The organism is Amycolatopsis sp. NPDC048633 (genome assembly GCF_040650695.1).
Classification (GTDB): domain Bacteria; phylum Actinomycetota; class Actinomycetes; order Mycobacteriales; family Pseudonocardiaceae; genus Amycolatopsis.
In genome coordinates this window covers 43,708-57,843 of sequence record NZ_JBEZHS010000014.1, presented here as the reverse complement: position 1 = coordinate 57,843, position 14,136 = coordinate 43,708, and the positions used below count along the sequence as shown (strand labels likewise).

Here is a 14,136-nt window from a genome sequence, read left to right as displayed (position 1 = left end):
ATACACCCAGCTCCCGCGCGGTGCCGCCGACCCGGGGTGTATGAGGCAACCATCAGCCCGTGGGAGTTGATCCCTCGCGGGGAGAGGCGATCCTGGATCTGGAGGTCGGGAGAGCCGGCGAGCCGGCGGGTGGTTACAACTTCCCGTCAGGCGATTGACCGGCCAGGTAGCCGTCCGAGCCTGAGCAGGAACGGCTCCCGCGAACAGCGTCACCAGTACAGCGCATAGTTCATCGGCGAGGTACGACGTGCACGCCATCGCCTGTCGAGCAGTTATCGGGTCGCGCGGGTCAGCTCATCTGGCGGGGTGCCGGCACGACGGAGACGCTCGCGGGCCTCGTCCTCCGACAGCGAGGTGATGGGCCGCCCGGTCGCGTGCTGGAACTTGGCGTCGTAGGCCCTGGTCCACACGCCCGCCGCCCATGCGCGGTGAAGTTCGTCGGCGCTGAGGTCCCGGCCACGCGCATGGCCGTACGCGACGAGGAATCGTCGCGTGTCCTCGACGGTGGCCAGCTTGTCCGCGTCGATGGTCGAGTACAGCGCGGCGGCGAAACCGACCAGGACGTCTTCGCTGTCCGCGGTCACGCTGTCCCAGTCGTGCACCACCTGCAGCGTGTCTCCGCTCCAGCGCAGGTTGTCGGCGAGCCAGTCGCAGTGGCCGATCACGGCGCCGGACGCGCCGATCCGCAACCGGTCGCGAGCACGACGCCCGGCGTCGTCGATCCACTCCGCGCCGGACACCTCGTCGAGGTCGACATCGGAGTCCTCCGAGCGCGGCCACAGGCCGTTCCCGGCGTGGTTCCAGGCCGCCCACGACGGTGCCGGGGCGAGCGCGGACACCTCAGCAGGACTGGGGACCAGCCGGATCAGCCGCGCGAACGCTTCCGCGAAGGCAGCGGCTGCGACGTCCGCGCCCGGTAGCACGGAGCCGCCGGGGATGTAGACCTCCGCGGTGGCGATGTCACCACCGAAGGGAGCGGCGCCGGTGAGCGGCTCCGGGCAGGGATAGCCGGCCTGGAACAGGCGACGCTGAACCTCGACGCATACCGCTATCCGCGGCGCGGCCGGACGAACCTTGACCACAACCTCACGGCCATCGGCCAGCCGGAGCCCGATGACAGCGGACAGGTGCCCGGACCTGAATATCTCCTCCGCTGGCGGGCTACCCAGATGCTCCAGGCACCAGCGGGCGAGACCATCAGGATCGACCGCACACGCATGAGGTGGCATCTCGGCATCCTGACAGGTGAACCCTCCGCAGCCGACGACGACACGGCCTTCACCGAGTCCGTACACAGCGGCTTGGCTGGGTGATCAGCAGCCAAAGCGAGCGCTACGGTCGCACTCGCGAATTCAGCGACATGGTGGTGGGTCACGGCCTCTTCCTGGTCGAAGGGGCGGACGGGTGCGCGGCTCACCCCCGATCCGACACCCAGCTCTTGCCCATCTGGCCGAGTGAGTCCCGTCAGTAAGCCGGCGGGTGCGCGATGGCTCGATCATCGAGGCCAATCCGGTGCGGCAGCGCGCCGTCGCGGCCGCCGTTCCGGGGACAATGGTGCCGGAGCGGGCCGGCGTGCTCGGGGATCGATGGCGCGGTTGCTGGTGATCACGGCGGCGTGGGCCGGGTGCCGGTGGGATCCCGGACCGCAACACACGGCACCTGGATGAGCGGACGGTGGATCACCTCGGTTGTCGATGCGTCAGCCGGTGAGAATTGCGAGCGCTGCCTCGATGTCCGCGCGTTCGTCCCCTGTAGCGGACCGGAGCATCTCGCGCAACGGCTCGATCGCGCGGCGGACGCCGACCCGGCCGGCGGCCCTGACCGCGCGCGGATCCTTGTCCAGGCGCAGAAGGATCAGGTTGTGCACCAAGAGCAACGCAGGGGCGGGCAGGTCGAGCAGCCCAGCGATCGGGAAGTCCGGCTCGTCGCCTTCGATGCTCTGGTCGAAGCTGTGCAGCGGCTCCTCGTCCCGGTCGACGCGCGACGTCAGGCCCAGGTCTCCGGCGGTCTCGCCCGCGTCGATCCTGGCCAGGATCTCGCGCAGCTGGTCCCATGCCTCCTGCCGCACGGAACGCAGGGTCGACATCATCCGTCCGGCGATGCTCAGCAGGACGTCGCCGCGGCTCGTGACGCGGTCACCCAGGCCGCACGCGGTGAGCACTGCGTGGACGGCCGAGGAGCGGACGAACGGGTGCGGGTCGAGAAGCGCCACCTCCAGTATCAAACTCTTGTCCGGCTTGGGGAACTCGGCCAGTAGCTGGACGGCCTGGTCACGCTCGTCCACGCGATCGGTCGGGTTGCGCAGCAGGGCGACCATGGCTGCCCGGCCCGACTCGTTTCCCAGTCTCAGCAACGCTCTCGCGGCGAACACCCTCATCAGCGGTTCCGTCGATTCGGTGGCCGACCTGACCAACGCGGGGATGGCACGCACACAGCCGAACTCGGCCAGCGCGACCGCCGCCCGGCCATCGTCCTGCTCGACCTTGGAGATGAGGATGTCCTCCGCTGCGATCCGTTCCTCGCCCTCCAGCAAAGGCAGGAGCCGGACGCCGGGAAGGTCGTCGATCTCGTCCCGGCCAAACCGCAGCGGGGCGCTCACCCCGTCCTTGAATCGCTTGAACAAGCAGGATTCTGCCATCGTCGGTCATCCTTGCTGGTGCTGGTCCTTGCCGGGAGGCGTTTGCTTGTCCCTCTGCTTCTCGTCGAAGCGGGCCTTGGCGATCTGCGTGGCCTTTTTCAGGCCCGACTCGTCCAGCTCCTGTTGCTCGCCCTCGGGCAGTTCGTCGCCGTTTCGCGTGAGCTCTCGCCAGTACCTCGGCACCGCGCTGTCCAGTATCCGCAAGGGGTCGTCGCCCCACGCCATACCGTGGAACTTCAGGGTGATTTCGTGATCCGACGCCGCCTCGACGTTCCTCACCGCCTCGAGTTCAACGCTCACCATGATCGAATTCGGCTTCCAGAGTCGCATGAACAGGTGGATCACGTTGCGGAGTTTCCCGGCATATCGTGCGGAGAGTTTTGCCCACAGTGGCCGGACTCTCTTCCACTCGTCGAGGAAGATCAGCCCCTTGGTCACCGTGTAGAACTCCTGCTTTTCCAGCGTAGTGAATCCGCGGTCCTCGGCGTAGTCGGCCAGGTCGACGCCTTCCGACCACAGTGCGCCCTTTCCCGGTGGAATATGCAAATTCGCCAGCAGCACGTCGGCGACGGCGTCGAAGTAGCTGTCGTCGCGGGTCCGGAAGCCTTCGATGACGCGGAACCACAGCTCCTGTGCCTCCGCTGCCGAGAGCCCGAACTTCTTGCTGCCGTGCATCCACTTCCCGTACTCGGGGTGCTCGAGTGGCGCCTCCAGGTCGACGTCGGTGAGCGGGGCGAACTTGTAGATCGTGATGCGCCCCCGCGTGGTCGGCTCGGCCTCGAGCTTGCCCGCGGCCACCCATGCTTTGGCGTACTTCCGCGCCTGCGTCACGCCGAGCCCCAGCAGCTTCGCCAGCCCCGGCACATGAACGTTCTTCGGTCCCACAATGTCCGTGAGAGCGAACGCCAGGTTGTCCTCTTTCTTTTCCTTGTAATATTCCTTCCTCGCGAGGCGCAGATATCGGTCCTGCACCAGGTGGTCGAACGTCGCACGCGGGTTGAGCACCCCGGTGAACTCGTACAGCACCTGGTCGCCGGGGCCGAGGCGCGTGGCCACGGTCAGCACAGTTAGACGGTGGCGAGCACGGATCCCTGGGAGCCCGCGCCGCACGGCGTCCTCGTCGCCGAGTCGGTCGGCCAGTCTCGCGGCCTCGTGCAGCGCGGACATCAACACGCGCTTCTGACGATCGGCCGGCTCGTCCTTCTTCTTCGGATCCTTGGCACGCTGCTTGTCGCGACGGCCAGGTCCGCGCCGGTCGGCCGGTCGCCTGGCCGGACGACGCCCGGCGACCCGGTGCGGCACGCGACCGATGACCGGCACGCGCCGCTCGCCGGGCTCGTCGGGTTTCCCGGATTCCCTGCGCTTCTCGGGTTTCGGCCTGACCTTGCCCCACAGCTTCTTGACCAGCCCGACGATCGTGTCGACCACCTTGGCAATGGCGCGCTCCACCGTGCGGCCCAGTTTGTGGAAGATCTGCTTGACCTTGCCGGGAATCCCACCGAGGCCCAGCAGCGCGGCCAACGCGCCGATGAGCACCGGGACGGCCTTCGCCAGGGCGTACTCCACCGCCGACGCCGCGCTGCCGGCGTTGCCTCTCGCGATCGCGATCACGGCGTCGAGGACCGCGTTGACGAAGTCGATGATCAGGCGGGCCTGGGTCACGATGAACACCACGATGTCGATGATCATCTTGCAGGCGCGGATGAACGCCGAGGCGGGGTTGAACAGCGACGCGATCAGTTTGACGCCCGCGATGATCACCGTCGGCAGCAGGAAGTCGACCAGGTTCTTGACCAGGTCGTGCTTCAGGTCGCCGACCATGCCCTTCAGGTCGGGCCAAAGGCCGGCCACGCCGTGTCGCTTCGCGGCGACGACCAGCGGGACCGTGGTTTCGGCCGCCGCCACGGCTTTCTCGGGGACCTTGCGGACGAGGCGGGCGCGGATGGCGGGCCACGACAACCCGAGCATCGACGCCAGCATCACGAGAATGCCGAGGACGTCGAAGGTGGCGGGCAGCTGGACGCCCGTGGTGGCGGTGCCGAGCAGCCACGCCAGCACACCCTGCGCGAGGTGACGGCCCGCGTTCTTGGCGAACGCCTTCAACCCGCCGCCGACCCCCGTCACGAGGTTGCCGAGGAAACCGATCGGGTCGCCCAGGATCGCGCCGATCGCCGACGCCGCCTTGCGGAGCACTCCGAGCAGCAGCCGGCCCAGCTCCTTGATCGTCTCGATGACGTCACCGACGGCCTCGACCGCCTTGGTCACCAGGCCCTTGTTCTTCTCCTTCTCCGCCGCGATCTCCCCGTCGACCGACTTCACCGCGTCGACGTACCGGGTGGCCAGGGTGTCGATCAGGTCGCCGGCCTTGTCGTCGACCGTGTCCGTCAGCTCGTCGAACCTGCCGTCGAACTCCGTCGCCGCCTCGCGGCCGATCGTCCTCAGGTCCGCGGGCAGCTTGTCCAGCGCGTCCCGCATCTCCTTGCGGCCGGAGGCGATGCGGTCCTTGGCGCGGCGCAATGCCCGGCCGATCGTGTCCGCGATGCCGGAGATCACCTGCTCCATCGCGGTCAGATAGTGGTCCTTCGCCCGCACGTAGATCCGGTTGGCCTCCTCCGGGAGGTCACCGAACTGGTCGGCCACCCAGCGGGCCGGGCCCAGCGGTGGGGCGTACCGCTCGTGCTTGTACCGCCACATTCCGAGTTTGTGTTCCTTGGTGAACCGTTCGCGCGCGTTCTTCTCGCCGAACGTGAACTGGCGGTCGACCATCTTGTCCAGATTGGACAAGATTTTCTCGACGTCACCCTTGGTCCGGTCGAACACCGACTGCAGCAATGCGGTGACCTGGCCGCGTTTGTCCTCGTCACGGCCCTTGGCGCCGGTCTTGCCCGTGCCCACCTGCCTGCCGGTCGCCACGCGGACGTTGTGCATGCCGGTCATCGCGGCCGGCCCCTTGGCCGCCGCGGTGTCCTTGACCCGCTTGAGCTCGCGGGACTCGCCGGCACGCAGCCGCTGGGGCGCGCCGGCCGAGTGGTCGTCCATCGCCTTCTTGTCCTGGACAGCCTTGTCGAAGGACGGCTCGCGCGACTTCTCGAACGACAGCTGCTGCTCGGTGACCCGCGCCGCCGCCATCTGGTCGTCAACCTGCGCTGGGCCTGCCGACATGTCCGTCGCGGACGGGGGAAGCACGTCCGGTGCGGCCAGGCTGCGGTCGGGCGCGCCGGGTTTTCCGGGCACCCGGTCCGGGGCCAGCGGCACGACCGACTTGCTGTCCGGCGCCGGTTGCGGCACCTGCGCCGTCGTATCCGCGATGTCCCGCGCCGAGGTCTCCTTTCCCGCGCTGACCTTGCCCTGGACCTCGGTCTTCACTTCCTCGGCCTTGCCGGAGTCGCCGAACTTGTCCGCCTCGTCGAGGTTCTTCGGTGCGCGCTCGGCAACCGCGTCCTTCACCGCCTTGACGAACGTGGCCTTGTCGAACTCCTTGGGCTGCGCGGAGTCCATGTCCTCGGCGCGCGCCGCCTTGCCGCGTGCCTCCCGGTCGTCAGCCGGTGGCACCGCCGCCGCCTGTGCCGCACCGGCCTCGGCCGTGGCAGGCGGGTGACTCCTGCTGACCGCATTCTTCTTGGTGACGACGTCCTTGGCCAGCGCCTGGAACTTCGGGTCCGTTCTTGGTGACCGCGGCCCGGCCGCCTCCCTCTTGGGAGCCTCGTCCTTCTCGGGCCGCTTCGCCGCCGTCGGCTCCTCGACAACAGGGGGCCTCGCGGCCTTGGGGCGGGCCGGCGGTTTCCGCTCAGGAATGCTCGCGACGGCCTTGCTCACCACGGCCTGGTTACCGACGAGGTTCTGGCCGACCAGAAGCATCTGCACTGACCAGCCAGGCGGCCCGCCCATGGCCGCCGCGTTGCTCACCGGCGTCCGCGTACCGACCACCTCAGCCGGGGCCGGGTGCGTGTCCGGCGTCCGCGTGACGTTCCGTGTGGTCGGCCGCGGCGCAAGCATCTTCGCGGGAACAGGCATGTGATCGCGTACCCCCTGAGGACGCGTGTTCGACACATCCTGGCAGAACGCCGTCGCAGTCGCGCCGTTCGAGCGTCACCGGACCGTCACTGTGTCATGCCTCTGACCAGCCACGGAGTGTCAGAAGGTCTTCGTCGAAATACGAGCCGGCGTGGGAGCTGTCGCCGGAGCAGGCCGACTTTGACGTCGACGAGCGGGAACTGTCCGTCGATCCCGGAGGCGGCGCCGAGCACTACAACGGGAAGACCTTCCGGAACGCAGCCGAGAGCAGTTCAAGGTCGGTGACGACGCGGTTGAGTTCGCTGGGGCTCAAAGCGTTGTAGGGCGCCTCGGCGAGCCGGTCGGTCAACGCCTCGACTCTCGCCTTCGTGGCCCGGCCGGCTGCGGTGAGCCAGCCGTCGGTTCCGACGAGACCGCGGGCGCGCATGCCGTCGATGACCGCGTTCAACTGCGCAGCCGGGAGGTGGCCGACTCGGCCGAACTCCTTTGCGGGCATGTCGACTGACAGGGCGTGGAGTACGTGGGCCTCCGTCCCGCCGACACCCTCGGTCAGCAAAGCGACGGTGTGGCCGTCGCCACGGTGTTCGCGGAGCAGGGTGGCCGCGTGCCATAGCCGCGCCACGGGATCCTTCGGTACCGGCAGCGCGCGCAGGGCGGCGTAGAGGGCGCGTCCCTCCGCTGGTGCGCTGGTCGCCGCCGTCAGCAGGAGGTTGCCGGCGCGTGCGACAGCGGGGTCGTCGGCCAGTGCGCCGAGGATCCGGCGCATCGCCGCGACGCATCCCCGCTCGCGGGCGGCCAGCGCTGCCTCGGGTGTGGTGCGGTCCCAGACCTGCGGGAGGTGGCGGGCCACTTCGCCGGGGGCGAAGTTGTAGAACACCGCGTGGACCACCTCGGGCGGTGCCGTCCGGCCGAACGGTGCGGCCCGCCCGGCGAAGTAGGCGTCCCACGGGTTGCGCAGGCCCAGCGACATCAGGGCCTCGTCCGGCTCGTCGGCGAAGTACGGCACCAGGCCGATGGGCTCGACCAGGTCGTACATGCGGCGGGCTACGGGTTCCGGGTGCGACATCTCGGCTCCTGCGATTCCGGGCGGAGCCTCGTGGCGGCCGCTTACCTCCTCCACGAACGGCCCGCCCGGGATTCGACACCCCGGGTGCAACAGTCGTCAGGCCACCTGGAAGACCCGCCCTTCGCTTTCCCAGGTGGACTTGCTCCCCGGGTGGTCGAGATCCACGGTGTCCCCCTTGAGGAAACCGATGGGCGGCGGCGTGAAAGGACCGTGCGACAGGATCCCGGTGTACTTCCCCTTCGTTCCGTTGTTCCACGTGATGACGATTTCGAAGTTCGGTCCCCGGACGGATCCGACCGCCGTCAAGCTCTGCACGGAGCCGTTGGAGTGCGAGGCGAACGCGCTCAGCCGGTCCTGGTCCTGGGCGATGTCCACCAGCACCCGGAACCCGTTGCGCTGCACCATTTCCCAGCGGCCGCCGACTTGCAGGAACGGTCCCATGACTACCTTCTTCCCTGATCGGGCCCACCAGGTCACCGGACGATCCGGACCTGGCCTTTCGTGCCGTCCACGGTGACGACCTGACCGTCGCGCAGCCGCGTGGTGGCGTCGCCGGTGGCCACGACGGCCGGCACGGCGTACTCCCTCGCGATGATCGCCGGGTGGGACAGGGTCCCGCCGGCGTCGGTGACCAGCGCACCGACGCTCGGGAACACCACCGACCAGACGGGCGAGGTCATCGGGCAGACCAGGACCTCGCCGGCGCACAGCCGGCCGAGCCCGGTCTCGTCGTGGATCACGCGGACCACGCCGGTGTAGCTGCCGGGTGACGCCGCGATCCCGTGCACCACCCGCTGGTCGCCGCCCTGCCCCGGGGCGGGGGCGAGGATCCGGTCGAGGGCCCAGAGGAACGCCTCGTTGGCGAACCGCGCCGGCGCGGGCAGCGAGGCCATCGACGGCGGAGGTAGCGGCGGGGTCCCGTAGCTCGCGGGACCGGGGTTGGCCATGGCCCAGATCCGCTCGCCGGCCCGGCGTGCGGCCGGTACGCGCAGGTCGTCGCCGGTCCGCAACGCCGCCAGCAGCTCGGGCGGGCGCAGGTGGAAGGCGGCCGCGGGGTCGGGGAGCAGGCCGCGGCGCGTCAGCCGGTCGCCGAGCTCCAGGACGGCGCGACGGACCAGCGCGCCCGGGCCGCTGATCGTGTGGAACTCGTTGTCCTCGCGCACCGGGTAGGCCGCGAGGGCGCGGGACAGGGCGGTTTCGAACCGCTCCCGGGCGGCGACGTCGTGGCCGGCGAGCGCGGCCCGGGCTTCGGCGGCGGCCGCGGCCCGCCGCCCGGCCAGCTCCTCTTCCCGCGCCTGGGGGTCGTAGCCGGCGGCCAGCTGGTGCCGCAGCAGCGCGAGGACCAGGTCGGGCCGCTCGTCGATGGCGGGCTCGGCGAGCTCGTAGCTCAGCGTGCGGCAGCAGTACCGGCGCAGGTAATCGGTGAACCGCCCGGCGAACTCGGCGTCTTCGGCGAGGACGTCCGACGCCGGGTCCTCGACGAGCCGGCGCAGCCGGGGTCGGGCGGCGACGTGGGCGGCGAGCTCCGCCAGCGCGCGGGCCGGCTCGGTGGAACGCACCGAGGTGCCGGCGACCAGCCGCAGCCACGACTGGTCGTCCCAGCCGAGCAGCTCCCGGCAGGCGAGCGCCAGCTGGCGGAGCACCATCGCCAGCGCCAGGTGGAGCCGGAAGTGGATCGACAAGCCGACGCCGAACAGCCTGAGCGCCGACTCGGCGTGCCGCTCGAGCGCGTCGTCGTCGAGGAGGCCGAGGTCGATGTCCCGCAGGGTGGCGACGCAGACCTCGAGGCGTGGGCGCCACTCATCGGTCCACAGGTCGACGTGGCGCATCGGGATGTCGGCCCGGATCGCCGCCACGCACTCGCGCACCCGCCGCCGCAGCGCCGGAACCAGCCGGAAGGCGAGCGGCACGGCCCAGTCCGGCAACCGGACCGGCTCCCGGCCGCCGAGCGGGACGATCCGCAGGTACTCCAGGCCGCCGATGTCGCGCAGGTCCACGCCGTCGATGAGCAGGCCCAGCTCGCCGACGGCGTTCCGGACCGCCGTCATCCGCGGCTGGTAGGCCGCGTGGGTCAGCCTCGTCCACGGCAGCGGCGCGTGGCTGCTCTCCCGGGTCCAGTAGCCGGGCGGCACTTCGACCGGCAGCGGCACCGGAGCGACGGGCAGCGCGGTCACCGGCCGCGACTGCAGGAGCACCACCTCGCCGTCCGCGACCGCCCACTCGACGTCCTGGGGCGCGCCGCGCAACCGCGCGGCCGTGCGGGCCAGTTCGGCGACGGCGAGCGCCGAGCCGGGATCGAGCGCGGCTTCGGCCCCGCGCTCGCGGTGGGCCCGGCCGCCGCGGACCGTCCACCGCTCCGGCGTCACCTCGCCCGAAACCAGCCGCTCGGCCAGGCCCGGCACGGCGTCGATCACGACGACGTCCCGCTCGCCGGTGACCGGGTCCGCGGTGAACGCCACTCCCGCGGCGGCCGCGGACACCATCGGCTGCACCAGAACCGCCATCGCCGGACCTTCGCCCACCCCCCTCGAGTAGGCGACGACCCGGTCACCGAAAGCGGACGTCCAGCACCGCAGCACGGCGGCCCGCAGCGCGTCCGTGCCCCGCACGCGCAGCACCGTGGAGTACTGCCCCGCGTAGGAGGCGCCGGGCAGGTCCTCGCCGATCGCGGAGGAGCGGACCGCGAGCGCGACGTCACCCCACGGCCGGACCGCCTCGACGAGCGCGGCGAGCACGTCGCCGGGCAGGGCGAGGCCGCCGGGCGGCTCGCGCGCCGCGGCCACCGACCGCGCGAACACCCCGGCCGGGATCACCACGCCCGGGGGCACCGGCAACCCGTGCGCCGCCAGCGCCGCGAGCGTGGCGGCCTTGGTGCCGGCGAGGTGGCGGTCGGTGGCCTGCGGCAGGGGAAGCAGGACGGCCTGGGACGTCGTCATCGTGGGCTCCTCGCGACTCGGGTGACTCCACCGTCGCCGACTACGCCGGGAGCGCGGCATCGGCCGGACTACGTATTTCCGGGCAGCCGCTCGAGTACGTAGCGGGTGAGCGCCGTGCGGGAGCCGAGACCGAGCCGGCCGTAGATGTTCTGCAGGTGGGTGGTGACCGTCCGCTTGCTGATGAACAGCCGGCCGGCGACTTCGGCGTTGGACAGGCCCTGCGCGACGAGCCGGGCGACCTGTTCCTCGCGGTCGCTCAGCTCGCTCGGCCTGACCCGGGCGGGCCGGGCCACCGGGAGTTGCCCCAGCCCTCGCGACAGCTGCCTCGCCCGGTCCGCCTGCGGCCGCGCGCGCAGCCCGTCGAGCACCTCGACGCACCGCGTGAGATCGGCCGCGGGGCCGGGCCCGTCCGCTTGAAGCTCCACGCGGTCCAGCCGGGCGAGCACCTCGTCGTAGACCATCCCCGCGGCGGCGAGGCGGTCGACGGCCGCGTCGAGCGACGCCGGGTCGCGGGTGATCCGGCCGCGCAGCCACCCGGCGAGCGCGGCCGGGTACCAGACTTCGTCGCCCAGCGCCTCCAGCCGGTCCGCCGCCGTTCGCGCGGTCACGACGTCTTCGGCGCCCAGCGCCGCGGTCCCGAGCATGGCCAGCGCGACCGGGAGGAGGACGGGCCGGCCGGCGACCAGCGCGGCGGCCGGTCCCAGTGCGGCCGCCGCGCCGTCGCGACCGAGGACGACCTCCACGCTCACCTGGTCGAGGACGCTGGAAACCCGCCGGTCGACGTCCGGCCAGTGCCCGTAGCCCGCCCGGGCCTCGGCGACCCGGCTTTCGGCGTCGTCGAACCGGCCGCGCCGGGCGAGCAGCATGCCCTGCAGCGCGAGCCCGAACGCCGCGCCGCGGACCATGCCGACCCGCTGCGCCAGCTCCACGACGTCGAAGGAGCGGGCCATCGCGTCGTCCCAGCGGCCGCCGAACAGGTCCGCGAAGCCGAGCAGCAGCAGGGGGACGACCTCCAGCGTCGGCACGCCGGCCCGGCGGGCGCCGCCGAGCGCCTTGGTCGCGTGGGCCCGGGCCACCGCGAGGTCACCGCCGTTGAGCACGAGCATGAAGACCGACCGGGTGGCCAGCTCCGTCAGCACCGGGTCCTGGAGCTCGTCGGTCTTGCGCACCAGCGTGTCGACCCCGGCCAGGCCGGTCCGGAAGTCGCCGCCGGTGAACGCCGACGCGACCCGGTGGACGTCCGCGCTCACCCGGTCACGCCTCGACCCCGTCGTTTCGACGAGGCGATCCAGCTCGCCGATCAGCCGTCGCTCGGCGGCGGTGTCGCCGCGGCGTCCGGCGGCCCGCACGCGGGCCTCGGTGACGGTCAGGTGTTCCGGGCCGGGCGGCACGCCGGCGAGTGCTTCGGCGGCCAGCGCCAGGTGTGCCTCGGCGGCGCCGACGTGGCCGCGTTCCCACTCCGCCATGGCGGCGTTCGCGACGCACCGCGCCCGGGTCCGGACGTCGTCGCCGGCCAGGTCCGCCGCGGCCAGCCACGCGGTCCGGGCGTCCTCCGGCCGGCCGGCGAGCTGGCTGGCCCCGGCGAGCAGCCGGGTCAGTTCGCCGAGCGCGTCGGTGCGGCCGAGCCGGGTCGCCGCGGCGATGGCGGCGCGCGCGTTCGCCGCCGCTTCGTCGCCCCGTTTCCCCGCGATCGCTTCGCGGGCCGCGCGTTCCAGGATGTCGAAGGACTGCGCGGGCGCCAGTACCTCGCCGGCGGCCCGCACGTGGAACGCCAGCGCGCGCAGGTCGCCGGGAGCGGTGCGCAGCACGGCACGGGCGGCCGCCGCGTGCCGCTCGCCGCGGGCGGCCGCGGGGAGCAGGTCGTAGGCCACCTCGCTGAGCAACGGGTGCGTGACCCGGTACACCACCGCGCCCGCCAGCACCTGCTCGTCGGCCAGGTGCGCGGCCCGCAACCGGGCGATCCCGTCGAGCAGCACGGCCTCGTCGGCCACGACCTCGCGCAGCAACGCGTGGGTGACCCGGCCGCCGAACACGGCCAGGACGTCCAGCACCGGACGGGCGGCGGCCGGCAGGCTTTCGATGCGGCCGCGCAGCAGATCACCGACCACCCGGGGCATCGGGGCGAGGTCGCCGGCACCGAGCACCCACCGGTCGCCGGAGCGCGTCAGCGCGCCACTGTCGACCAGCGCGCCGACCAGTTCCTTCACGAACAGCGGCACCCCGCCGGCGCGGCCGGCCAGCGCCCGCAGCAACGCGGCTGGAGGTTCGGCACCCAGCAGCGCCCGGGCCAGGGCGCCGACCGCGTCCGATCCCAGCGGCCGCACGGTGATCTCGGTCAGCACGTCGCTGCGCCGCAACGCGGTGAACAGTTCCTGGACCTCCCGCCGCGGCTCACCGGTACGGCAGGTGAAGACGAACAGGATCGGGCAGTCGGCCAGCCCGCGGACCAGGTAGTGGAAGACGGCGAGGGATTCGGAGTCGGCCCACTGCAGGTCGTCGACCAGTACGGCCAGCGGTCCCCGCCGGCTCGCCCGGCGCACCAGGCCGCACACCGCTTCGAACAGCCGGGTGCGCTCCAGCCCCGCGTCACCGAGCGGAGCGGGCCGGGCGACGGGAAGACCGTCGAAGAGCCGGGCCAGGTCACCCAAGCCGTCGACGAGCGTGGCGACGTCGGCCGTGGGCCCGTGCACCAGTGGCCGCAAGGCTTCCACCACCACGGCGTAGGAAAGGTCGCGCTGCAGCGGGGCTCCGCCGGCGCACAGTCCGGTGAAGCCGTCCGCACGCGCCGACCGCAGCGCGGCCGCGGCCAGCCGCGACTTCCCGATCCCGGCCGCGCCCTCGACGACCACCACGGCGGCCCCGCCGGTCCGGACCCGCCCGGCGCACTCGACGAGCCGGCGCAGTTCCCGATCCCGGCCGACCAGCGGAACATCCGCGTGCACGGTGACGGCCACGGCGATTCGCCTCCGCTCGGAGTTCCGGGCGGGTAACACGATCACACACCGACCCGGCGATTCCGTGCATCGTCACCGCGATTCCCCTGGTTGGCCGAAGATCATTTCCGGGTGATCCGGTAGCGCTCGGCCGCGTAGCCGAGCAGGACCAGCCCGAGGCTGGGCAGGGTGTACTTGAGCTGCGGCCAGGTGTCTTCGCGGGGCGGGTCGACGCTGGCGGTTCCCGGATAGAGCGCGGCGGAGAGCTGGGTGATCCCGTACAGGCTCGCGATGATCGCCGCATTGTCCAGCGACGCACGCGACCGGCCCGGTTTCCACAAGTGGTAAAGCGCTGCCAGGGACAGCGCGGCGCCCATGCTCATGGTTTGGGCGTTGTGGAACTTGGCGTGGGGCGGCCACGCCGGATTGTGAATGTGCGTCTCGTTCCAGTCGGCGACGTACGAGCCGACCATGGTCCCCGCCGCGGACAACGAGATGAGCACCTTGCCGAACGGAAACTTCCGAAGGGTGGGAATTGCCATAGTTGTT

At 71.6% G+C, this 14,136-nt stretch carries 8 protein-coding genes; all 8 read right to left on the bottom strand.

From position 1 onward, the window contains the following. Positions 1-272: 272 nt before the first annotated feature. Positions 273-1,295 (bottom strand): hypothetical protein, encoded by a 1,023-nt coding sequence (locus AB0C38_RS24610; RefSeq protein ID WP_360677296.1) that lies wholly within the window; start codon positions 1,293-1,295, stop codon positions 273-275. 404 nt (positions 1,296-1,699) lie between these two features. After that, positions 1,700-2,638 carry a HEAT repeat domain-containing protein gene (locus AB0C38_RS24605; protein WP_360677294.1) on the bottom strand — a complete coding sequence of 313 codons (939 nt, stop codon included), beginning with the start codon at positions 2,636-2,638 and terminating at the stop codon, positions 1,700-1,702. Between the two features lie 6 nt (positions 2,639-2,644). Continuing rightward, positions 2,645-6,544 (bottom strand): hypothetical protein, encoded by a 3,900-nt coding sequence (locus AB0C38_RS24600; RefSeq protein ID WP_360677292.1) that lies wholly within the window; start codon positions 6,542-6,544, stop codon positions 2,645-2,647. A 340-nt stretch (positions 6,545-6,884) separates the two neighbouring features. Continuing rightward, positions 6,885-7,718: a MarR family transcriptional regulator gene (locus AB0C38_RS24595; protein WP_360677290.1), complete on the bottom strand. Its 834-nt coding sequence runs from the start codon at positions 7,716-7,718 to the stop codon at positions 6,885-6,887. Positions 7,719-7,814: 96 nt separating this feature from the next. Then, positions 7,815-8,159, bottom strand: coding sequence for a hypothetical protein (locus AB0C38_RS24590; RefSeq protein ID WP_360677288.1), 345 nt, complete (start codon positions 8,157-8,159; stop codon positions 7,815-7,817). Positions 8,160-8,191: 32 nt separating this feature from the next. Continuing rightward, complete coding sequence (locus AB0C38_RS24585; RefSeq protein ID WP_360677286.1) at positions 8,192-10,654, bottom strand: PEP/pyruvate-binding domain-containing protein; 2,463 nt, start codon at positions 10,652-10,654, stop codon at positions 8,192-8,194. A 68-nt stretch (positions 10,655-10,722) separates the two neighbouring features. Continuing rightward, the gene (locus AB0C38_RS24580) at positions 10,723-13,608 is read right to left on the bottom strand and encodes an AAA family ATPase (RefSeq protein WP_360677284.1); all 2,886 of its coding nucleotides are present in this window, start codon (positions 13,606-13,608) and stop codon (positions 10,723-10,725) included. Positions 13,609-13,709: 101 nt separating this feature from the next. Continuing rightward, the gene (locus AB0C38_RS24575; RefSeq protein WP_360677282.1) at positions 13,710-14,129 is read right to left on the bottom strand and encodes a DUF6640 family protein; all 420 of its coding nucleotides are present in this window, start codon (positions 14,127-14,129) and stop codon (positions 13,710-13,712) included. Positions 14,130-14,136: the final 7 nt, after the last annotated feature.

What these genes read in the sequence shown, in the direction of transcription:
- AB0C38_RS24590 (WP_360677288.1), bottom strand. Translation starts at nt 8,159, where the DNA reads ATGGGACCGTTCCTGCAAGTCGGCGGCCGCTGGGAAATGGTGCAGCGC.
- AB0C38_RS24595 (WP_360677290.1), bottom strand. Translation starts at nt 7,718, where the DNA reads ATGTCGCACCCGGAACCCGTAGCCCGCCGCATGTACGACCTGGTCGAG.
- AB0C38_RS24605 (WP_360677294.1), bottom strand. Translation starts at nt 2,638, where the DNA reads ATGGCAGAATCCTGCTTGTTCAAGCGATTCAAGGACGGGGTGAGCGCC.
- AB0C38_RS24585 (WP_360677286.1), bottom strand. Translation starts at nt 10,654, where the DNA reads ATGACGACGTCCCAGGCCGTCCTGCTTCCCCTGCCGCAGGCCACCGAC.
- AB0C38_RS24575 (WP_360677282.1), bottom strand. Translation starts at nt 14,129, where the DNA reads ATGGCAATTCCCACCCTTCGGAAGTTTCCGTTCGGCAAGGTGCTCATC.